We start from the raw sequence: 22,407 nt of genomic DNA on the forward strand, positions 1-22,407 counted from the left end.
GCATCGAGAAGATGAGCGATTGAATAGCCGCCCCGTCGATCCCGGGCGTACCTGATCTGCAGCATGACCACTGGAGAAACTCGATGAGTGCGCACTGGCGGTATCTGGACACGCCCCCGGCCCTGCCCGGCCTCTTCATGCAAGCGGCGCTGCGGCGCAAAGTCAGCGGGACGCAATTGCCGGATCAGGGTTTGCGATGCTGGATGTCGGTGGACCCCGACAAGGTCAAGGCGTTTGCCCAGGTCTGCGGGTTCGTGCCCGGCAGCCTGTTGCCGCCCACTTACCCCCACGTGCTGGCCTTCCCGCTGCAGATGAAGCTGCTCACTGACAAGGACTTCCCTTTCCCGCTCCTCGGGCTGGTGCACCTGCGTAACCGGATCAGCATTCGCCGACCCCTTGGCAGCGTGATCAAGGTGCAGGTCAGCGTGCGTGTCGACCGTCTCAAGCCCCACGCCAAAGGCGCGACGTTCAGTCTGATCACACAGATCGAGGATGCGCTGGGCCTGCTGTGGGAGGAAGAGAGCACGATGCTGTGCCAGGGCGTCCACGTGGACGGCGAGATCGAAGGCGATTACGAACCCGCGCCGCTGCCGATGACAGAATTGGCAACGTGGTCGGCGCCGTCGGACATTGGTCGCCAGTACGCAAAGGTCAGTGGCGATTACAACCCGATTCACCTGAGTGACAGCAGCGCCAGGCTATTCGGTTTTCCCAAGGCGATTGCCCACGGGCTGTGGATAAAAAGCCGGGCGCTGGCTGCGCTTGAAGATCACCTGCCGGCCTCGAATGTGGAGATATGGGTGGAATTTCACAAACCGGTGCGACTGCCCAGCGGCGTAACGCTGTCCGCCAGCGCGGCGGGGTCGCACGGGCAGTTCAAGCTGGAAGGGGCCGAAGGGATTGTGCATATGCTGGGGAATTGGCAGCCGGCGTCGGAATGATGGCTGCGCCTATCGTGCGCCAGTGGTTTTGCGGTGTGACATCTGACGCCTTCCCGGCTAAAGCCGGTCCCACTAAGAGCGTGAGGCGTGTCAGTAATGTCCGGGGGCGCAGGCAGTTTAGTGGGACCGGCTTCAGCCGGGAATGGCTTCAGAACCGTGCCCTACCGTAAACGTACAGCGCGACGCATCGCGCCCCCTTGCGTCTATCTCTTATCCCCCTGAAGCTACGCACCTTCAGGAGACCCCCATGAACCTCGACGAACTTACCCAACGCCTGCATCGCATCCGCGATAACAACGACTGGCGGCAATTTCACAGCCCGAAAAACCTGGCCATGGCCGCCAGCGTGGAAATGGCCGAGCTGGTGGAGATATTCCAGTGGAAGACCGAGGATCAGTCGCGTCAGCTGCCTGCTGATGAGCTGGCCCACGCCGGGCAGGAAGTCGGGGATATCGTGCTTTACCTGCTGTTGTTGTGCAGCGAGTTGGGGCTGGACATGGATGAAGTGGTGCGCGCGAAACTGACCGACAGCGAACGGCGGTTCAGCCAATGAGTGACCGTCATTTCGATCAACTGGCGACGCGCTTCGCTGAAAAAATCTATGGCGGCGCCAAAGGCGCAATCCGGTTGGCGGTGCTACAAGCTGACCTTATCGAAAGCCTGCCGGACCGTCCGTTGCGCGTGCTGGACATCGGCGCCGGGCTTGGGCACATGTCGCTGTGGCTGGCCGAGCGCGGGCATGACGTGACGCTGGCCGAACCCGCCGCCCCTATGTTTGAAGGCGCCCGTCAGCGCTTTGCCGACGCGGGGCAGACGGCGAACTTCATTCAGGCGCCGTGGCAAGCACTGCCCGACATTCTGACCGAGCGCTACGACCTGGTGATCTGCCATGCAGTCCTGGAATGGCTGGACGAGCCGTTCACGATTCTGCCGGTGCTGCATCAGTTGACCAAACCCGAAGGCTGGCTGTCGCTGGCTTTCTACAACCGCGACGCGCTGATTTACCGCAACCTGCTCAAGGGCCACTTCCGCAAAATGCGCAAGAACACCCTGGCCGGCGAAAAACAGAGCCTGACGCCCCAGGAGCCTCTTGATCCCCGCGAATTGGCGGCGCAACTTGGCACCCTGTGGCGAGTCGAAACCCAGAGTGGCGTTCGGGTTTTTCACGACTACATGCCGGTCGAGTTTCAGGCCAGAGCCGACCTTGCGGACCTCTTGGAAATGGAGCTCGCCCACCGTCGCCACCCGGCCTTCGCCGGACTGGGACGCTACCTGCACTGGATGTGCCGCCCCTTATAACAGACGCTGGTTTACTCGCTGCTTAACGCACGCTGCGGAGACCCTCATGAAACGCCGTCTCGCTTTGCTTTCTCTCTGCCTGGGCCTCGCCGCCTGCCAGAGCCCCAATCCTTATCGCGCCGTGTCTGCGGCCATTCCACCGGCGCCGCCTCAGGCCGCCAATGCCATCGACATGAGCGCCTACCCTGCGGCGCCGCGCGACTATGGCCGCTATCGCAATTGGTCCTGGCTCAACGGTCAGTTGCCGCCGGGCACCCTGTGGGCTGACTCGGCTCAGCTGGCTGAAGCCGTCAGCAACGGGCTGGATCAACGGGGTTTGCGGCCTTCGCAGAACCCGCAGGCGGCGGACTTGCGCGTCGCGGCTGATGCCCATGCCGAAACCCGGATTCGTCAGGTGCGCGACGACTATTACGATCCGTACTACGGCGGTTCAGGTGTGGGCTACTACGGCGGCAATGGCTACCGTAACGGTTACGGCGGTTATGCCAGCGTCCCGATCGTGCGCACCTATCAAGAGCAGGTGGTCGTGGTGCGCATCAGCCTGTTCGATGCCCGCAGCGGCCAGCCGGTCTGGAGCGCGAGTGCCGAAACCGCCAGCGGCGGCGACCAGTCAACCCGCGCCAAAGCTCTGCGCCAGGCCGTACAACAAGCCCTGACGGCTTACCCGCCGTCCTGATTTCACGCCCGTTGGCGTTTTGTTTTCACGCTGGAGAAACCCATGTATCGCCGCATTGCTGTCCTCTGTGTCGCCCTCCTGCTCGGCGCCTGCCAGACCGATCGGGTCAACCGCGACTTCGACGCCCAGCGCGATTTCGGCGCCTACCGCTCTTGGGCGTGGAAAGAGCCGGGTTTGCAATATCAGCCGAACGACCCGCGCATCAAGAGTGACCTCACCGAGCAGCGAATCCGCCAGGCAGTCGGCGATCAATTGGAGCAGCGCGGCCTGCGCATGGCAGCGCCCGGCGTGAAAGCGGACGTCCAATTGCAGGCATGGCTGATCGTTGAGAACCGCCAGCAGACGGTCACCACCAACTACGGCGGTGGCGGTTATTGGGGCAACCCGTGGGGCGGCTACTGGGGCGGGCCGATTGGCACCGAGACGCGTAACGTCGATTACAAGGTCTCGACCCTGCAGATCGACATGCTCGACGGCAAGGACGGCAAGCTGGTCTGGCGTGGCAGCACCGAGCAGATGGTCAGCGACAGCAACGCCAACCCTGCTGCGCGCGAACAGGCGTTGCGCCAGACGGTGCAGAAGATCCTGCAGCAGTACCCGCCGCATTGAGGGTTGAATTACCCACTTGCAAGTGACTCATGTGCCTGGCCCATACCTGCTGTAATGGCATGCCACTTCCGCCCAGCCAACGCACGTTATGTGGGAGTGAGCTTGCTCACGAAGACGGCATTACGGCCGCCGAAGATTTAGTGGATGTAGCACTCATTCGCAAGCAAGCTCGCTCCCACAATCAGTGCTTCAGCAGATACATCTGCGGCGTCCGCCGACATCGCGCTTTCTCGCTGCAGACACATCTCAAGTGGAAGGTACCCTGCCTCAATCCACCACACTGAACTCCACCCGGGCGGTCTGTCCGCTTTCATCCAGCACGCTGAGTTGGTAGCGCCCCAAGCGGGTAAAGGTGTGGGTGTAGCTGTCCTGACTGGCGGTGTCGCCCACCGGCGTGCCATCAATGAACCACCAACGTCGACCACTTCCGCCCAGCGCTGACAGCGTGAGCCGCAACAGCTGCTGACTGCCGGCTGGCAAGCGCAACTGATCGCCCTCTCGCACGCCCACCACCGACAACGGCGGTGCCAGGCTCAGCCCCTGGGGCGGGCATGACGGGTCTACCTCCGGCAAACGTGCCTCGCGTCGCTCATTCTTCGGCAGCCAGGGCTCAAGCGGCGCAGGCCAGAGGGCGATGTCTTTGGGTTGAGCCTGTGGACAACTTGCCGCGACACGCAGGCCCTTATCGTTCAGCCAGACTTTCTCCGTGAGCCCCAACCCCAGCGGCTGATCGGTCGCCTGCAAGGTCGGCGGCGTCGTGCCATCCAGAGTCCAGGCGAAACGCTGACGCCGGCAGTTCGGATCGCTTTTGCTCATCGGCTGCCCCAACGGCCAGCAGATCGCCGCAACGCCTACGTTGAGCGGCACCGGCAACACGGGCGGCAGGATGTTGCGCTGGGCGTCGCGATTCACCAGCAGATCGTGAACCTGAAGCATCAGCGGCGCTGCCGACGCCAAGCCGAACTGGCCCGGCACCGGCGTCCCGTCGGGCCGGCCGATCCACACGCCGATCAGAAACCTCGGCCCGACGCCAATCGACCACGCGTCACGAAAGCCGTAACTGGTGCCGGTTTTCCAGGCCAGTTGCGGACGCTGCACAAGCTCGGCATGGGGATCGAGATCAGGCCGCGACTGGCCGCTGAGAATGCGTCGGATGATCCACGCCGCGCCCGGCGACATCATCGGCCGGTCACGCAGACGGTCATCGGGCTGCAAGCGAATGTCCGCGCTGCGCCCACCCCGGGCGAAAGCGCTGTAGCCGCCGACCAGGTCTTCCAGCCGACTGCCTGCACCGCCCAGAATCAGCGCCAGATTGGGTTCGGCCAGAGGCGGCAGGGTCAGCGGTACGCCGCCGTTGCGCAACTCGGCGGCGAAGCGTTTCGGGCCGTAGGCTTCCAGCAGCTGCACCGCCGGCAGATTGAGCGACATCGACAGCGCCGAACTCGCCGCCACCGCACCGTTGAACCCTGAGGAGAAATTGCCGGGACGATAGTCGCCATAGCGCCGCGGTACGTCCTGCAGCAAGGACTCGGAATGGATCAGGCCGGCGTCGATGGCCTTGCCGTAGAGAAAGGGTTTGAGCGTCGAGCCGGGGGAACGTAGCGCGCTGACCATGTCGACATGACCGAAGCGTTTTGCATCGCCAATGTCCACCGAGCCGACGTAGGCGCGCACGGCCATGTTCTGCGCCTCCACCACCAGAATCGCCGCGGACGTGCGCTCAGGCAAACGCGCGCGCCAGCCCAGAAGCAGGTCTTCGAGACGTCGCTGCAGACCGGCGTCCAGCGTGGTACGGATCAGCGGCGGGCTGTTCGGGCGGTTCAGGCGCCGGGCCAGCAACGGCGCCAGGCTCGGTTCCTGACGAGGCGCGAGCAGCAGCGGTTCTTCCAGCGCTTCATCAACCGCACCTTCGGGCCACGTGCCGAACTCGGCCAGACGCCGCAGCACTTTGTCCCGTGCGGCCTGGGCGCGTTGCGCGTGGCGATCCGGACGCAGACGACTCGGCGCCTGAGGCAAAACCGCCAACAGCGCCGCGTCGGCACGGGTCAGTTGTTGCGGGGACTTGCCCAGGTAGGCCCAACTCGCGGCGGCCACGCCCTGCAAGGTGCCGCCAAACGGCGCGCGATTGAGGTACATCACGAGGATGTCCTGTTTGGACAGGTGCCATTCCAGCTGCGCGGTGCGCCAGAGCTGTCGGAGTTTGCCCGCCAGCGTGCGCGAATGCGGGTCAAGCAATCGGGCCACCTGCATCGACAGCGTGCTGCCCCCGACACCACGTGGCCGCCGCTGAGGTTTTGCCAGGCGGCGCGCGCCAGCGCCATGGGGTTCACGCCAGGATGTTGATAGAACCAGCGGTCCTCGTAGGTCAGCAGCGCTTCGAGGTAATAGGGCGACACCTGATCGACCGTCACCGGGTAGCGCCAGACGCCATTGGCATCAGCGAACCGCCACAGCGGCGTGCCGTCTTCAGCGAGCACCACTCGGGCCAGATCGTCCTTGGGCAGGGGAAGCGGCCAGATCCGGTCAGCGAGCCAGAGCAGCAGGCACACGCTGAGCAGGCTGCCGAGGAGCCAAGCGCACGCGCGGGCAAAGCGTCGCCCCATTCGCGAGCAAGCTCGCTCCCACAATCCCGAGGAGGTCGGCCGTAGCAATAATCGGGTGATCTTCACAGAAAGCCTTTACCCGACAGGGAACTCGCCCGGACAATCGACAGCCAAAGCGAGCAATGCCGTTTTTGGTCCACGCCCCTCATCAGGAAGCAGATATGCAGGTAGAAAGCGTTTTCGAATGGCTCGGCCAAGTGATTGGCGCCGTGATCCGCTTCGTCGTCGACGGCTTAAGCTGGTTGTTCAACATGTTCACTCACGCGGGCGGCAATTTCGTTGATGGCCTGTCGCGCACGCTGGGCATGGACACTTCAATCGTCAGCATCGTGGCCCTGATCGTCGGGTTGATGCTGCTGTATTCAGCGATCCGCGCCTTCATGCGCGCCTCGATCATCATGGGGATCATCTGGCTGTTTCTGGGGTTGTGGCTGTTGAGCTGGATTATTCATTGATCGCGTTGATGCTGATCGTTCCCGCGCGGCGCTGATCGTTCCCACGCTCCGCGTGGGAACGCAGCCCAAGACGCTCCGCGTCCCCTGACGCAGAGCGTCGACCCAGGTGCTACCACGCAGAGCGTGGGAGCGATCATCAGCGTAATCCCTATTTCTTGCCCTTCACCACCAACTGCGCCGGCGCTTCGCCCAATGCCTGCCAGTTCGGCCGATACATCGACTCCACTTGCGGCGGCGGCACGCGGTACACGCCCGGCGTCACAGCCCGCGCCAGATACAGCAGGTGCACCGTGTTGAAACCCTCCAGATCCACCGCCGCCACATAACGATCGCCACGGAATTCCTGATGCTTCACCCCAGCGTTTTCCATCGATTCGCGCCACTGTTTCACCGACTCACTGGCGTCTTCCAGACTGGCCGAACTCTGCGCCAGATTCTGGTTTTCGATCTCCAGACCTGCGGGCAGCAGATCCACTACCAACGCATCCGGCACGCGCTCCTTGGCCTTGATCTCAAGGTGCACCAAGACCAGTTCACCGCTCTTCAGCCCATTGAGGTTCAGCGCCGCGCCGTCCATGCCCAGGTAATCACGGCTGATCGACAGATTCTCCCCGGCCGCAGGCGGCTGGGATGGATACCCGGAGATCGTCATCTGCTGATACAGCGTGTCGCCGCCGGTGTTCTGCACCGTCAACGGCGCGGCCAGCACTGAGCTGTCGAGTTTGACGCCCGGCTGATCGTTGCTCAGCTCGCGATTGTTGCTGCCGCTGGTCAAGGTCGCCGCCCATTTGGCTTCAGGTTTGCCGAGCAGATCGCGACCGGCGAGGAACAGGGAATTGCGCTCCTGGGTCGACAGATAGCGGTTCGCCGCGACCTGATCAGACAGCGCAAACAGCCGCTCTTCGACCTTGTCCGGTGCCAGTTTGTTTTCTTCCAGCAGTGACAGAATCAACGCCTGATCACGCAACGGGCTGCCGTAATCGGCGAGCCAGTCGTTGACCTTGCGACCCGCCGCCAGCCCTGCGAGCAAGGCCTGATCGGCGCGTGGCTTGTCGCCCATTTTCTCCAGCGCGATGGACAGCTGCACCAGCGGCAGGCCCGATCGCGCGTCGCTGCGGCGATCGAACAAGCTGCGCAGCGCACCCAGCGGCGCCTGCTGACTGCGCGACAGCACCAGACCGGCGTAGGCCTGCACGGCGAAGCGGGTGTGCTCAGCGTTTTCGCTGTAGTTGACCTCGATATGATTGCGCTCCTGCAAGTAACGCAGCAGCCGCTCGTTGGCTTTCTTCAGCGCATCCGGCGGCACGGCAAAGCCTTGGTCGCGGGCGCGCAGCAGGAAATCGGTGACGTACGCGGTCAGCCAGTATTCCTCTTCGCCGTCCGCCGCCCACAGGCCGAAGCTGCCGTTGTAACGCTGCATGCCGATCAGTCGCTCGATGCCCAGTTCGATCTTGCGCTTGCGCTCGGCATCTGACTCGCCTTCCAGGCCCAGACGCTTGAGCGTCGCGGCGTCAGCGTACAGCGACGGGTACAAGCCGCTGGTGGTCTGCTCCAGGCAACCGTAGGGATAGGCTTTGAGCGCGCGAATCTGTTCGCCGAGGTTGAGCGGCGGACGGCTCGACACCGACAGCAGCGCCTCGCGCCCCGCTGGCTCGAATGCCTCAAGGGCGCCCTCCGGCAGGCTCCACGCCTGATCCTTGAGCACCGCGCGGTATTGCTTGAGCATCGCCGGGTACGCAGGGCGCACGCCGATAGTCCATTCGCGGCTGAACGCCGGCAGGTTCTCACCCGGCAGGACCAGGCCGTTGACCGTGACCCGGATGACGCCCTGACCAAAACCGCCCAGCGCCTTGACCGGAATCTGCAACGTGGTGCGTTGCCCCTGATTCAGGCTGATGGCTTTGGCGCCGTCACCTTCAGCCAGACTCAACTGCCCTTCCGCCACGACTTGCACGTTGAGCTTCTGCGCCTTGCCGGACAGGTTCGACAGGTCCAGCGCCACCTTGGTCTGGTCGCCCCCCGCCAGGAAACGCGGGGCTGACAGCTCGGCAATCAGCGGCGCCGCCACCACGGTTTTGGCTTCCGCCATGCCGTAGCGCTCATCGGTCCAGGCCTGGGCCATGATCCGTAGCTCACCGTTGAAATCCGGGATGTCGACGCTCACTTCCGCGTCGCCCTGCTCGTTCAGGGTCACCGGCGCGCTTTGCAGGGCGACGATGGTGACGCTGGTTTCCGGCCGCTTGCCGCCTTTGGCCAGCGCCGCGTCGCCGCCGAAGGCCAGGCTGGCGAGACGATTACGCCCGGCCTCGATCAACTGCCCGTAAATGTCCAGTTGATCGGCGCCATATTCCTTGCGCCCGAACATCGCTGCGAACGGATCCGGCGTGGCGTACTCGGTGATATTGAGAATGCCCACGTCCACGGCCGCGACCAGCACATGCACGCTCTTCGGGATCGTGCCGTCTGCATTCTTCGCGTTGACGTTGAGCTTGAGCGGCTGCTTGGGCCGCATTTTTTCAGGTGCCGTGACGGTCAGCGCCAGCTTGCGCTGCGAGCGGTCCAGCGGCAGGTGCAGGACGCCCACGGCCCGCTTCGGCGTGACGTTGGCTTTGCGTTCGCCTGGACGAATCACCAGCGCGCTGACGTAGAGGTCATGCCGCGCCCATTTCTTGTCCATCGGGATGTCGTAGGTTTTACCTTCGGCGGGCACGTCGATCTCTTGCCACCACAGCGGCCCTTCGCTCGATTCCACCAACAGATAGCCCTTGCCCGCCGACGGCGGCGTCACCGTCACTTTCGCGGTGTCGCCGTCGGCATAGGCCGGTTTGTCCAGCGCCAGCTTGACCTGATCGGGACGCACGGCGCCGCCTTCGGCGTTGTCCTGCCAGCGGTAACCGGCCCAGAAACGCACACTGCTGATCAGGCCGGTGGCGGGATCCTCGACTTCGACGCGGTACGGGCCCCATTCGACCGGGAAGCTGATTTTCGCCGTCGAGTCCTTCTTCACGCTGAGGGTTTCTTCAGACAGGTTGAGAAACTTCTCGTTGAAGTGGTAGCTCCAGCCATCGCTGTCGGAATAGTTCCAGTAGTAATCGCGGCGCTCGCGCACCAGCCTCACCTTGAGGTTGTCGGCGGCCAGCTTGTGGCCCTGGGCGTCGGCCATCAGCACTTCGAACTCAACCGGGCCATCGCCGTCAGTGGCTTCGCCGTCGAACAAGCCACGCAGGCCCGGCATTGCGTCAGCGGGCCAGACCGGCTGGGTCAGACGCCGCGTGATCGGACGCCCACCCGACTCCTGCAAACTGGCTTGCAGCGCCAGCTCAAGCGGCGAACGGGCCTTGGCCCATTGGCTGTCGATGCTCAGGTCGAGCTTGCCGTTGGCATCCAGCGTGCTGTCTTCGATTTCCAGGTCCTGCTTGAGGTCTTCCTCGGTCACCGAACCAAACTGATAACCCGGCAGGCCGGGCACCGCTTCACGCAGCGGGCGCACATACAGCTGACCGTTCAGGCGATTGCCCGACGCGGGTGCGCCGTAGAGGTAACGACCGGTAATCGCCACATCGAACGGCGCATCGGGCGCCAGCGGGGTGTCGCTGCCCTTGAGTTCCAAGGCCATGCGTTCTGGCAGGAAGTCCTCAACCTGGAATTCATACAGCTGCGGCTTGCCGTCACCCAGATCAAACACCAGTTGCCAGCGACCCGTCGGCGCTTCTTCCGACAGCTGCAATTGATATTGATACAGCCCGGTGGCGTCAGCGTCCCACACGAACTTGCGACTGACCTGCTCATCCGGTCGGCGCACTTCCACGGTGATCGGCTGAGGCTTCACGCTCTTGCCGTCGCTGTCACGCAGCAAACCGTTGAGCAGCACCACTTCGCCCGGGCGATAGAGATCGCGCGGGCCGAAAATAAAGAATTGCAGCGGGTGGGCCTTGGGGCCGGTGATGTCGAATTCCGCCAGATCCAGCGCGGCGCTGTTGAGACGCAGCATGCTGCTCTGCTCGCCTTGATGGGCCAGCAGCACTTCAGCCTTGGCCGGCAGTGGCAGCTCGGCGTGGCCGGCGTTGTCGGTCTTGCCTTGGCCGATCACACGGCCTTTCTCGTCATACAGCTCGACGTCGACGCCGCTCAGGGCTTTGCCGCCTTCCAGCGCCTGGGTGAAGACGTCCAGGCGATTGGCGTAACGGTGCGCCGACAGACCGATGTCGCTGAGGGTGAACAGCGTGGCAGGTTGGGTGTAGTTGTAGGTCCCGGAGGCGCGCATCACGGCGAGATAAACGCCCGGTTGCTGCAGCGGTTTGAGGCCCGAGATCGGCAGCAGCACGGTCTCGCGGGTGTTGCGCGCAGGATTCAGGTCGAAACGGCCGCTGTAGACCAGATCGGCCAAGGGCAACAATTCTTTGGATTGGTAACTCTCCAGACTGGACGAGCCTTCCCACGAACCCAGAAACGCCGGCAATGACTCAGGCTTGATGCGGAAGAATTCGACGTCGACTTTATCGACGTTGAGGGCAATCACCGGCAGGCCTTCCGCGAGCCGGGTCGGCAGCAGGCTGCCGCGACTGGCGAATCCCACGGTCGCTTGCAGGTCAGCCGTTTCGATCCGCGCGGAATACTCCGCTGCCAAGGTGTTGTTGTTCACCGCCACCAGCCCCGGGTCGATGGTCAGCACCAGCTTGCGCTTGGGCTCGAGGTGACGAAGGCGCAGCTCCATGAGGTTGTCCGACAGCTCCCAGGCCCCATCCACCTTGCCGTCCTTGCTGTCGACCACGTGCACTTTTTCAGCGAATTTCTGATCGGGGCTCAACGGCACCGAGAAGCTCAACGACAGCGTGCTGGCGCCATCGAGCTGAACTTCGGAGACGTCCACCACCGTCAACTCGCGCCCGGCGTAACGCTTGCTTAGCGCGGGAATGTCCACTGCCGGTTTGGGCTTCGCCGACTCGGTGCTTGACGAAGCCACCGCAGCAGGAGGTGTGGCAGCAGCAGGCGCGGGTTTATCGGACGAAGAGGAATCGCAGGCACTGAGCAGTACCAGCGCGCAGGCCAGGAACAATCCTTTGTTTAGCATGAGGCACTCATTTGGACGACAGCGATGAGGGAGCAGAACTTATAGCACCGCTTTGGCAATCGTAAAGTGCGGCGCGCAGATAGACCGTGGGTTTGTGCGTTTGTTCTCGCTACACTCGCGCGCTTGCCCGGGAGCCTTCATGTCCAACTTTTTCAACGACTGGCGTCAGCGTGCGACGCATCGGCAAGTGTGGGCGCTGGCGGCGCCGATGATCCTGTCGAATATCTCCGTGCCGCTGGTTTCACTGGTGGACAGCACGGTCATCGGCCATCTGCCCCACGCCCACCAGCTCGGCGCTGTGGCGGTCGGCGGCACGCTGTACAGCTTTCTCGCCTGGGCCATGGGTTTCCTGCGCATGGGCACGACCGGTTTCGCGGCCCAGGCCGCCGGGCGCAACGACGGCGCGGCGCTGCGTCAGGTGCTGTTGCAGGGCTTGCTGCTGGCGATGGGATTTTCCGTGCTGCTGGGGCTGATCGGCCTGCCCTTCCAGCACTTGGCGCTGGAAATGATGCAGCCCTCGGACGATCTCAACGAGCTGACCCGCGATTTCTTCCATACGCGGCTGTTTGGATTGCCGGCAGCGCTGGCGAGCTACGCGCTGGTGGGCTGGTTCCTCGGGCTGCAGAACGCCCGAGCGCCGCTGGCCATTCTGCTGACCACCAACCTGGTCAACATCGCCCTGAACCTGTGGTTCGTCATGGGCCTGGACTGGGGCGTGGTGGGCAGCGCACGTGCGTCGGTTATCGCCGAATGGACCGGCGCCCTCCTTGGGCTCGCCCTCACCCACAGAGGTCTGCGCGCATACCCGGGGCAGCTGGCAGTGTCCGCGCTCAAGCGCTGGCAGAGCTGGCGACCACTGCTCACAGTCAATCGCGATATCTTCATTCGCAGCCTGATCCTGCAATCGGTGTTCTTTTTGATCACGGTGCAAGGCGCGCGACTGGGCGATGCCACTGTGGCCGCCAATGCGCTGCTGCTTAATGGGCTGCTGCTGATGGCCCACGCGCTGGACGGACTGGCCCATGCCGTCGAAGCCCTCTGCGGGCACGCCATCGGCGCACGGGATCGCGACGCGCTGCGGCGCTCGTTGAATGTCTCCGGAGGCTGGTCGCTGATGTGCAGCGTCGCGTTTGTAGGGCTGTTCCTGCTCGGCGGGCACCTGTTCATCGAGATGCAAACCGACATCACCGCAGTGCGCGACATCGCCTTCGTTTATCTGCCCTATCTTGCCGTGCTGCCCTTTGTAGCGGTCTGGAGTTACTTGCTCGACGGCCTGTTCATCGGCGCCACCCGTGCCCGCGAGATGCGCAACGCGATGGTCGTCACTGCATTGATCACCGCACCGTTCGCCTGGCTGGCAAGCGGGTTCGGCAATCATGGTCTGTGGCTGGCGTTTTTGCTTTTCATGGCATTAAGGGCGCTGACGCTGGGGTATCTGGCGTTGAAGCTCAACCGCAGCGGCGCCTGGTTCAATGGCTGACCGAGACGCTCGACACCTGCGCCTGATCCTGGGCGTGGATAAACGCTGCGACCTCCTCCAGTACCGGCGCCAAGCTGCGTAATGGGCGGGCAAGTGCACCCACTAACGTGCGGTGACTGGTGCGGGAAAAATACACCTCACGCACTGACACGCCCTGAGCGCGCAAACGACTGGCCATGCCCCCCGTATTGCGTTGCGGGTTCACTTCCGTGTCATCGGCGGAAGCGATCAGCAACGCCGGCGGTGACGCGGCGCTGACATGGTTGATCGGCTGCGAGTCGGGCGGTGAATTCGGGAAGTAAAACACTGGCTTCACTTCCGGGTCTTCGATGGGCAGAAAATCATAGGGCCCGGCCAGACCGATCCAGCCCTTGATGATGGAAGGTGTCGTGCCCGCCGCCGCCAGCCACTGCGGATCCAGAGCCAGCATCGCCGCGTTGTAAGCCCCGGCACTGTGGCCCATCACGTACAACTTTGCCGGATCACCGCCGAACTGACGAATGTGCGCGTGGGTCCAGCCCACCGCTTGGGCGCTGTCCTGCAGCAGCTCCTGATAATGCACTTGCGGGTACAACCGGTAATCGGCAAGTACCGCAACGATGCCCCGGGACGCCAGCGCCTCACCGACGAAGGCGTAATCACCCCGCGATCCGCTGATCCAGCTGCCGCCATAGAAAAACACAACGATGGGCGCGTCCGGCGCTGCATCTTTGGGCGTGTAGATGTCGAGTTTATTGCGCGGGTCCGGGCCGTACGCCAGATCGGACGTTCTGCTGAACGTGTCGCCCGGGTTAAACGCGTTGAGCACCTTCAACGGCGAGCAGGCCATCAACAAGGTCATCAGCCAGGCGGCGAACACCGCTTTGAGCGCCAGTTTGATCATCGTTCATGCTCCCGAAACAGTGAAAGACGCCTGACGGTGGAGACAACGAAAACGGGCCACAAGGGCCCGTTTTTGGAAGTCGCTACATCATCACGACGACAGGTAGGAAGACCGCGTCAGACCCAGACGCAAGGCGTCCAGAAACTGGGTGCGCTCGCGCGGGGTGATCTTGGCGCTGGCGACTTTGTCCCGGTAATGGGTCATCAGTTCTTCCGGCGACAAGTGCACGTAGCGCAGCATGTCTTCGATGGTGTCGTGGGTTTCGATCCCGGCCGAATACGCGCTGCCATCCTGGTTCTGATAGATGTTCACCGAGTCGGTGTCACCAAACAGGTTGTGCATGTCGCCCAGAATTTCCTGATAGGCACCGACCAGGAACACGCCCAGCAAGTAGTCCTCGCCTTCGTTCAACGAGTGAACCGGCAGGCTGGTCTCGATGCTCTGCTCGTCGACGTACTGATTGATCTTGCCGTCGGAGTCGCAGGTCAGGTCTTGCAGCACGGCGCGACGCAGCGGCTCCTCGTCCAGACGATGCAGCGGAATGATCGGCAGCACCTGATCGATCGCCCAGGTGTCCGGCAGGCTCTGGAACACCGAGAAGTTGCAGATGTACTTGTCGGCCAGCTTGTCGTTGAGTTCGTCGAGCACCTGACGATGAGAGCGCTGACGGGCTTTCAGCGAGTTGTGCAAACGGCGGCACACCGCGAAGTAGCACTGCTCGCCCAAGGCTTTTTGCGCCAGGGTGATCTTGCCATCGGAATACTGGGTAGCGATGTCACTCATGTAGTGCGTGGCGCGCCAGTAGGTCTCGGTGACCATTTCGATGTCGGTCGGGCCGAGCAGGTCGATCAGCCACTGCAAGGTTTCCGGCAGGCTTTCCTTGTCGGTGATTTCCGGCACTTCGTCGTTGTGACGCTCGACGTCCGTGACCTGGATCACCAGCATGGCGTGGTGCGCGGTCAGCGAGCGGCCGCTTTCCGAGAAGATGTGCGGATGCGGCAGGCCCTGCGCGTCGCAGAACTCCTTGAGCATCCCGACCACGACACCGGCGTAATCGTCCATGTCGTAGTTGATCGAACTGGCGTTGCGCGAATGCGTGCCGTCGTAGTCGACACCCAGACCGCCGCCCACGTCGATGTGATCCACCGGCAGGCCAAGGTTGCGCAGCTCGCCGTAGTAACGAATTGCCTCCTTGAAACCATGCTGGTAGTCGGCCAGGTTGGCGATCTGCGAACCCATATGGAAGTGCAGCAGACGAATGCCCTGATCAAGCCCTGCCTTGGTGAAGCGGTCGACGACCGACAGCAATTGCGCGGCCGACAGCCCGAACTTGGACTTCTCGCCACCGGTGTCGGCCCACTTGCTGGAAGCCAGGGACGACAGGCGCACGCGAAGACCCACTTGCGGCGCGACTTTCAGCTCGGCGGCTTCTTCGATGACCAGTTCGACTTCGGATTCTTTCTCGATGACGATAAAGACGTTGTGGCCCAGCTTCTGACCCATCAAGGCCAGACGAATGAACTCGCGGTCCTTGTAACCGTTGCAGACGATGGTGCCGCCCTTCGGCGCCAGGGCCAGCACGGCCATCAGCTCAGGCTTGGAGCCGGCTTCGAGGCCGATGGAAACGTTTTGCGTGGCGATGATATTTTCCACCACCGCCTCTTGCTGGTTGACCTTGATCGGGTACAGCGCGGTGTATTTGCTCTGGTATTCCAGGCGGGCGATGTTCTCATCGAATGCACCGGTCAGTTGGCGCACCCGGTCCTGCAGAATGTCTGGGAAACGCACCAGCAATGGCAGGGACAAGCCGCTCTTGCGCAGCTGATCGACCTGCTCGTAAAGATCGATGGGCGAGCTGGTCGGCCCGTTGGGGCGAACTTCAACGCGGCCGGCCTCATTGATTGCGAAATAACCGGCCCCCCAATGACGGATCCCGTAGACACTGCGGCTGTCTGCCACGGTCCATTGGCTGCCATCGTCTTTGCGTGTGCGTCGTACGGACATCAAAGTCCCCTATAGAAAAGTCATAAAGCCCCGGCCTGACCGGCTGGGCGCAGTGTAGAGCGTGGAAATGACGGTTTGGCGCCTGCTCGCTGTGGGGCAATAGACCCGCATTGCGCAGCAGAGTTTGCAGGGATGACTGCGGCCAGACCGACGACAAAAATAAACGGGCTTGAAACCGTTGGCTCAACCGCCTGACTTTTTCGCCTTGAAACCCTGCTTGACCAACTCGGCCAACAGCGTTTCGACGTGGTCACCCTGGATTTCGATCACGCCATCCTTCAGCGCGCCGCCGGTTCCGCAACGTTGCTTAAGGGTCTTTGCCAGGTCCTTGAGCGCGTCCTCGGCCAGCGGAACGCCGGTGACGGTCGTGACGGTCTTGCCGCCACGGCCTTTGCTTTCACGGCGCACGCGAGCGATGCCATCACCTTCCGGGATGAGTGTGCGTTTGCAGGTGCAGGCGTCGACGGGCTGACGGCAGTCGGGACAATGCCGACCGGCGTCGGTTGAAAATACCAGGCCACCGAGGGCGGCGAAGGATGCGGCTTTTTTGGCCACCGGCAATCCTCTTGTTGAGGAGCGAAGTCTGGCCGACGGGAGCCGACCGCGAAGCCCCACTCAGGCAGGGGCAGCGCAACCGGATCGCGAGGGCGGTCCGGCGTGAAAAGTCGCGCAGTGTAACGGCAAATGTCGCAGATGCTAAGTGCAAATATGCGCCAATTTACGGGACATTTGCGACGCCTTCCAAATAGCGCTTGAAGGCGGCCAGCGAGTCAGGGCAGTAAGGCTTTTCGGTGGTTTGGCGCAGTACTTGCTCGATGCGCAGAAAGCGCGCTTCCAGCACCTCTTCCGGCTGCAGTTTCAGCGGCCCGTCCCAAACCGCCGAGAACACCGCGCACCACAGTCGGTTGTCCGGCTGATCGAAGAAGAAACGTTCATGAGGGATAAGCGGTACGCCAGGAACGCCCAGTTCTTCCTCGAGCTCGCGCGCCGCCGAAAGCTCGTAGCTTTCATCGGCCTGCACCATGCCGCCCGCCGCCACATCCCAATACCCGGGATAGATCGCCTTGCTCAGCGTGCGTCGATGCACACACAGCTCGCCCGCCGAGTTGAACAGAAGAATGTAGGTGCCGCGTCCGATAAGTCCGCGCTCACGCAGCTCTGCCCGGGGCAGCGCGCCGAGGACTTGATCGTGACGATCAACCCAGGCAATCAGCTCGGCATCGGAGGCCGCACGGTGCGCAGCCTCTTGATTGGAAACATTCACCGATCAGCCTTGGGACAGCAGCTGACGCAGGTCAATCACCGCCGCGTTGGCACGGGACAGGTAGTTGGCCATGACCAGCGAGTGGTTGGCGAAGATACCGAAAGGGCTGCCGTTGAGGATCATTGGGCTCCAGATCGGCTCTTGCGAGGCCTCCAGTTCACGAATGATCTGACGCACGCTCACGGTTGCATTCTTCTTCGCCAGAACATCGGCAAAATCGACCTCGATCGCGCGCAGCAAGTGCGACAGCGCCCAAGCCTGACCGCGTGCTTCATAGAAGACGTTGTCGATTTGCATCCATGGGGTTTCGACAATCTCTTCGTCAACCTGCGGGACTTCTCCCGGCTTGACCGTGACCGTGGACTGCGCCTCGGTTTTCAGGGTGCTGTTCAGTTTGACCCGACCCACGCTGGCGGACAGCCGCTGGGACAAGGAGCCCAGACGTGTACCGACGTCGCCCAGCCAGTTGTTCAGGTTGTCGGCACGTGTGTAGAACAGTGCGCCCTTCTGATTCGGGTCAGACAGACGCGCCTGGTAGCGGCTCAACGCAGCGATGCCGTCGCGGTATTGGGACTCGCTGGAAGGCAGCACCCAGCTTTTGTTGTCGAAGTTGAACAGCGGCTCGGCGCGCGCCAGGTCGCCATCTTCGGCGGATTGGGACTGAGATCGAGCGAAGTCTTTGCGCAAGGCACGGCTCAGGTCCCGGACCTGAACCAGCACGCCGTATTCCCAGCTCGGCATGTTGTCCATCCACAGGCCAGGCGGCGAACGATCGTTGGAAATGTAACCGCCCGGTTTATCCAGCAAGGTAGACGCGACGGTCTTGAGGGTCTCGACCGTGGTGTAGCCCAGCACCATCTGCTTGCCTTCACTTTGCGCAGCAGCCTGGGCTTGCTGCTGGACTGGAAACAGGGGCGGCTCGCTGCTCCACCAGATGCCGAGCACCACGGTGACAACCAGATAAATACCCACCACAGCCCCGACGGCGCGACTGAACAACAGGCCGCCCCAATAACCGCGCGACGCCTTGCCCATGGGCTTTTCGTCAGCGCGTTCAGTTCCCGCGCTGCCCGAGCGCTTCTTCCAATCCAGCATGGCCTTGTCCTTTCAATCACGGAATTCAGTGCTTCTGACCGCAACCTTACAGCAAGGTGCGTTTGGCAGGAATGTGGTGGCAAGTGCATTTGTTTAGCAATCGAGTCAATCGGACTCTTAATCCTGCATCGCCTTTTCCGATGCCTCCCGGGCCTATGCCGGTCCTGCCTTCCACCTGGCGGTTCGCATTCGCTGCAGACAAACCAGGCACTTCAAAAGCTAAATATTTGACGGCCATAACCGTCAAAAATAACGAGAAATTGACGTGCGGCATCCTGACTTGAGAAAACTAGTGCTAGCATAGCGCCAGCATTGGTATGGGGGTTCCCCATTAAAGAAGTCAGAGCATGACCGAAGCAGCAGATCCGAGCCGCGACCGACTCAAACACCACTTTGCCCAGCGGGTAATCCATCAGGCTCGTCAGATCCTTGAGGTGTGGCAACGCCTGCAGCAAAGTGAATGGTCGGCAGCGGACATGGCTGAACTCATCGAGGCCAACCGGCGGCTGTTGCGATTCGCCGAACGTTTCGAGCAAGCCGAACACACGCAACTGGCTACTGCGATCGACTTGGCATTGCTTGACGTCGAGGCCAACCGTGGACGGTTGAGCAGCGCCCTGATTACCGACCTCAATCGCCTGATGCAACGCCTGTCCCGCACCGGCCTCCGGCATGGCGACCGTCTGGAGCAAACAGCCCTGCCGCCCCTGCGAAAGCCAATCTACCTCGCGCTGCAGGATCATGAACGCAGCGAGCGTCTGGCCAGGCAGCTGGAATTCTTCGGCTTGAGCGCGCAGTCCTTCGCAAGCATTGAGGCCTTCCACATGACCATGGCCGAACGCTTGCCCGCCGCCGTCGTCATGGATGTGGACTTCGGTGGCGCGGGCCAGGGCCTGAAGCTCGCTACCCGGATGCAGGAAGGACTGGAGCAAAAACTACCGCTGCTGTTTTTCAGCCATCACGAGACGGACACGCCCACGCGCCTTGCCGCCGTGCGCGCCGGTGGCGAAGAGTTCCTGACCGGCACGCTTGAGGCGTCCAGTCTGCTGGAGAAGATCGAAATTCTGACCCGGGTCGCGCAATACGCACCGTACAAGGTGCTAATCATCGACGACTCCCGCGCCCAGGCGACGCACACCGAGCGCTTGCTCAACGGCGCCGGCATCGTCACCCGCACCCTGCTCGACCCGATCAAGACCATGTCGGAGCTGGCCGACTTTCAGCCTGACCTGATCATCCTCGACATGTACATGCCAGCCTGCACCGGCACCGAGCTGGCCAAGGTGATCCGCCACAATGACCGCTACGTCAGCGTGCCGATCATTTACCTTTCGGCCGAAGACGATCTGGATAAACAGCTGGATGCGATGAGCGAGGGCGGCGACGACTTTCTCACAAAGCCGATCAAGGCTCGCCACCTGATCACCACCGTGCGCAATCGCGCGGCACGGGCGCGCAGCCTTAAAGCGCGCATGGTCCGCGACAGCCTGACCGGCCTGTACAACCACACCCACATACTGCAATTGCTCGAAGATTCCAGCTTCCGCGCGCGGCGTGAGAACAAGCCTCTGAGCTTTGCCATGCTGGACATCGACCACTTCAAGAGGGTCAACGACAGCCACGGCCATCCCATGGGCGACCGCGTCATCAAAAGCCTGGCGCTGTTCCTCAAGCAGCGTCTGCGTAAAACCGACTACATCGGTCGCTACGGTGGTGAGGAGTTTGCCGTGGTCATGCCGGACACTGATCTGGCAGACGCCCACGGTTTGCTCGACGAAATCCGCCAGCGTTTCGCCGAAATTCATTACCCTGCGCAACCTGTGGATCTGTTCTGCACGTTCAGCGCCGGGGTCGTGGAGATCGCCGAAGACGACGACGCGCTGATGATGGCGTCGCAGGCAGACGAAGCGCTGTACCGCGCAAAAAGGCAGGCCGCAATCAAGTGTATGGGCTGGCGGAGCGCGTTGCAGCGTCGCCATCAAACAAACACCCCCAGCCGGACACTGTTTGACCGCTGCTTCCTACCTCATTTTCAGACCGAAGTTCAGACCGAAGAACGCTAGCCCTCCCTGCACGCCCGCAGCCACTCCGCTATCATGCGCGGACTTCTGTGATGCGAGACCGCCATGCGCCGCCTGCTTTGTCTGTTACTGCTGATCTGTGCCCTGCCCGCCGTCGGCGCGAGCTTTCTGGAGAACAGATCAAGTCCCACACTGGGCGGCGCATCAGTCGACAACAGCAAGGATTTTCTCCCGGTTCGCCAGGCGTTCCAGTTGAACCTCAGCGACACCACTCCGGAGTCCATCAAGCTGCAGTTCGTCGCCACCGAAGGCTACTACCTGTATCGCCATCGCTTTCAGTTCCGCACCGAACCCGCTGACATCGGCCTAGGCGCCGCGCAACTGCCGGATGGCGAAAAGAAACACGACGAGTATTTTGGCGACGTCGAGGTCTATCACGGCATCCTCGACGTCAACCTGCCGCGCAAAGCCGGGGACACCCGCCCTTTCACGCTTGTCGTCACCTATCAAGGCTGCGCAGACAAAGGGCTCTGCTACCCGCCCGAAACCGAGCGACTGAGCATTGGCGGCGCGAGCCCCGCAGCGTCCGATACCCCACTCGCGGGCGATGTCACCAACGTCGAATTCAGCTGGAAACAACTGGCCCTGTTTTTCCTCGCCGGCATCGGTCTGACATTCACGCCGTGCGTGTTACCGATGCTGCCGATCCTGTCGGGTGTCGTCCTGCGTGGGCAGATCGGCGGGCTGCGCGGTTTCTCTTTGTCCCTGGCCTACGTGCTGCCGATGGCGATCTGCTTCGCCATCCTCGGCGCACTGATGGGCATCTTTGGCGCCAGCCTCAATCTGCAAGCACGTCTGCAATCGGCGTGGGTCCTCGTGCCGTTTGCCGGGTTCTTTGCGCTCTTCGCTATCGCCATGTTCGGCGCGTTCGAGCTGCGCCTGCCCCGTGCCCTCAATGACCGGCTGGACCGCATCGCCGGCAATACCCAAGGCGGGTCTCTGTGGGGAGCGGCAGTTCTGGGCGTGGTGTCGAGCCTGTTGGTGTCGCCCTGTGTCTCGGCGCCGCTGGCCGGTGCACTGCTTTATATAAGCGCCAGCGGCGATGCCATTGGCGGGGCCTTGAAGCTGTTCGTCCTGGGGCTGGGCATGGGCGCGCCGCTGGTGCTTGTGGCAACGGGCGGCGCGGCGTGGCTACCGAAAAGCGGGCCGTGGCTGGTCTCGGTGAAGAATGCGATCGGCGTGCTGTTGCTGGCGCTATCAATCGGCTTGCTCAGCCGCGTGATTCCGGGGCAAGCCACGCTGCTGTTGATCGGGCTGCTGGGGGCCGGCGTTGCGATCTTTCTAGGCGCGCTGGAGTTCGGCGAAAAGACCACGCGCGCGCGCCTCGCTCAATTGCTCGGCTTGCTCTTGCTGGTTTACGCCCTCGCGTGCTGGTACGGGGCGCTGAGTGGTCAGACGGACCCGCTGCGACCGCTGGGTCAATCCCGGATCATTTCAGCTTCTGCTCCACCTGCGTCAGAAAGCCACTGGCAGACCGTGACTCAGCCCAGTGAACTGGACCAAATCCTTGCGGAATCCAAAAGCGCGGGCCAACCCGTTCTGGTCGACTGGTACGCCGACTGGTGTATCAGTTGCAAGGTCATCGAGCACGAGGTTCTCTCTGATCCGAAAGTCGTTAGTCAGTTGGGCGGTTTCAGGCTAATCCGCTTCGACATGACCGACAGCAACGCCGAGCAACGCGCCTTGCTGGATCGCTACAAACTGTTTGGCCCTCCCGCACTGCTGTTCTTCGGAAAAAACGGCAACGAGCTTGGAAACGCGCGTGTCGTCGGCGAAATCGACGTCGAAGCGTTCGCAGAGCGGCTTTCTAGAGCAAATGACCAAATTTAGCGCCAGAGTCACAAACTTCGCGCGAACATCGGGCATCGTGCTGAATATTGTGGGTAACTGGACAGTCCATCGTACTTTCCGGCATAGTCGCTGCCCATCAGCGGCTCACTCTGTGC

Annotated in this window: 15 protein-coding genes and 1 pseudogene; 9 read left to right on the forward strand and 7 right to left on the reverse strand. The window is 62.4% G+C overall.

The features are described 5' to 3' along the window. The first annotated feature begins 83 nt into the window (after positions 1 to 83). The 5 genes from JN403_RS01085 to JN403_RS01105 all read left to right on the forward strand — a co-directional run bounded on the left by JN403_RS01085 (position 84) and on the right by JN403_RS01105 (position 3,525). Positions 84 to 941 (forward strand): MaoC family dehydratase, encoded by an 858-nt coding sequence (locus JN403_RS01085; protein ID WP_205484847.1) that lies wholly within the window; start codon positions 84 to 86, stop codon positions 939 to 941. Between the two features lie 247 nt (positions 942 to 1,188). Then, positions 1,189 to 1,494, forward strand: coding sequence for a MazG-like family protein (locus JN403_RS01090; protein WP_122535334.1), 306 nt, complete (start codon positions 1,189 to 1,191; stop codon positions 1,492 to 1,494). Next, the gene (locus JN403_RS01095; protein ID WP_205484848.1) at positions 1,491 to 2,240 is read left to right on the forward strand and encodes a methyltransferase domain-containing protein; all 750 of its coding nucleotides are present in this window, start codon (positions 1,491 to 1,493) and stop codon (positions 2,238 to 2,240) included. The genes JN403_RS01090 and JN403_RS01095 overlap by 4 nt, the downstream gene beginning before the upstream one ends. A 46-nt stretch (positions 2,241 to 2,286) precedes the next feature. Continuing rightward, complete coding sequence (locus JN403_RS01100) at positions 2,287 to 2,916, forward strand: DUF4136 domain-containing protein (RefSeq protein ID WP_205484849.1); 630 nt, start codon at positions 2,287 to 2,289, stop codon at positions 2,914 to 2,916. A gap of 42 nt (positions 2,917 to 2,958) precedes the next feature. Continuing rightward, positions 2,959 to 3,525 (forward strand): DUF4136 domain-containing protein, encoded by a 567-nt coding sequence (locus tag JN403_RS01105; RefSeq protein ID WP_205484850.1) that lies wholly within the window; start codon positions 2,959 to 2,961, stop codon positions 3,523 to 3,525. A gap of 267 nt (positions 3,526 to 3,792) precedes the next feature. On the opposite strand, the pseudogene pbpC reads toward JN403_RS01105, so the two are convergent. After that, positions 3,793 to 6,128 (reverse strand): annotated as a pseudogene (pbpC, locus tag JN403_RS01110) (peptidoglycan glycosyltransferase PbpC). 161 nt (positions 6,129 to 6,289) lie between these two features. On the opposite strand from pbpC, the gene JN403_RS01115 reads away from it, so the two are divergent. Then, the gene (locus tag JN403_RS01115) at positions 6,290 to 6,583 is read left to right on the forward strand and encodes a hypothetical protein (protein ID WP_074890469.1); all 294 of its coding nucleotides are present in this window, start codon (positions 6,290 to 6,292) and stop codon (positions 6,581 to 6,583) included. A gap of 148 nt (positions 6,584 to 6,731) precedes the next feature. Here JN403_RS01115 and JN403_RS01120 read toward each other — a convergent pair whose 3' ends face one another. Then, the gene (locus JN403_RS01120; RefSeq protein ID WP_205484851.1) at positions 6,732 to 11,654 is read right to left on the reverse strand and encodes an alpha-2-macroglobulin; all 4,923 of its coding nucleotides are present in this window, start codon (positions 11,652 to 11,654) and stop codon (positions 6,732 to 6,734) included. Between the two features lie 139 nt (positions 11,655 to 11,793). Here JN403_RS01120 and JN403_RS01125 point away from each other — a divergent pair, with 139 nt between their 5' ends. Continuing rightward, positions 11,794 to 13,134 (forward strand): MATE family efflux transporter, encoded by a 1,341-nt coding sequence (locus JN403_RS01125; RefSeq protein WP_205484852.1) that lies wholly within the window; start codon positions 11,794 to 11,796, stop codon positions 13,132 to 13,134. Here JN403_RS01125 and JN403_RS01130 read toward each other — a convergent pair. The 5 genes from JN403_RS01130 to JN403_RS01150 form a co-directional block, all read right to left on the reverse strand. Further along, the gene (locus JN403_RS01130) at positions 13,124 to 14,017 is read right to left on the reverse strand and encodes an alpha/beta hydrolase (protein WP_205484853.1); all 894 of its coding nucleotides are present in this window, start codon (positions 14,015 to 14,017) and stop codon (positions 13,124 to 13,126) included. The genes JN403_RS01125 and JN403_RS01130 overlap by 11 nt on opposite strands. Positions 14,018 to 14,107: 90 nt before the next feature. Beyond that, a complete protein-coding gene (gene speA / locus JN403_RS01135; RefSeq protein WP_205484854.1) occupies positions 14,108 to 16,021 on the reverse strand; it encodes an arginine decarboxylase in 1,914 nt (637 codons plus the stop codon). 183 nt (positions 16,022 to 16,204) lie between these two features. Continuing rightward, positions 16,205 to 16,576 (reverse strand): translation initiation factor Sui1, encoded by a 372-nt coding sequence (locus JN403_RS01140; protein WP_122533743.1) that lies wholly within the window; start codon positions 16,574 to 16,576, stop codon positions 16,205 to 16,207. A 163-nt stretch (positions 16,577 to 16,739) separates the two neighbouring features. Then, positions 16,740 to 17,285 carry an NUDIX hydrolase gene (locus tag JN403_RS01145; RefSeq protein ID WP_205484855.1) on the reverse strand — a complete coding sequence of 182 codons (546 nt, stop codon included), beginning with the start codon at positions 17,283 to 17,285 and terminating at the stop codon, positions 16,740 to 16,742. Between the two features lie 3 nt (positions 17,286 to 17,288). Beyond that, entirely contained in the window at positions 17,289 to 18,380 is a 1,092-nt protein-coding gene (locus JN403_RS01150; RefSeq protein ID WP_205484856.1) for a DUF2333 family protein, read from the reverse strand. Positions 18,381 to 18,727: 347 nt separating this feature from the next. On the opposite strand from JN403_RS01150, the gene JN403_RS01155 reads away from it, so the two are divergent. Both JN403_RS01155 and JN403_RS01160 read left to right on the forward strand, forming a co-directional pair. Continuing rightward, positions 18,728 to 20,443 carry a diguanylate cyclase gene (locus JN403_RS01155; RefSeq protein WP_205484857.1) on the forward strand — a complete coding sequence of 572 codons (1,716 nt, stop codon included), beginning with the start codon at positions 18,728 to 18,730 and terminating at the stop codon, positions 20,441 to 20,443. Positions 20,444 to 20,506: 63 nt separating this feature from the next. Beyond that, the gene (locus tag JN403_RS01160; RefSeq protein WP_205484858.1) at positions 20,507 to 22,291 is read left to right on the forward strand and encodes a protein-disulfide reductase DsbD; all 1,785 of its coding nucleotides are present in this window, start codon (positions 20,507 to 20,509) and stop codon (positions 22,289 to 22,291) included. The last annotated feature ends 116 nt before the right edge of the window (positions 22,292 to 22,407 follow it).

Origin of the sequence: Pseudomonas sp. 15A4 (genome assembly GCF_016925575.1) — a bacterium.
Classification (GTDB): Bacteria; Pseudomonadota; Gammaproteobacteria; order Pseudomonadales; family Pseudomonadaceae; genus Aquipseudomonas.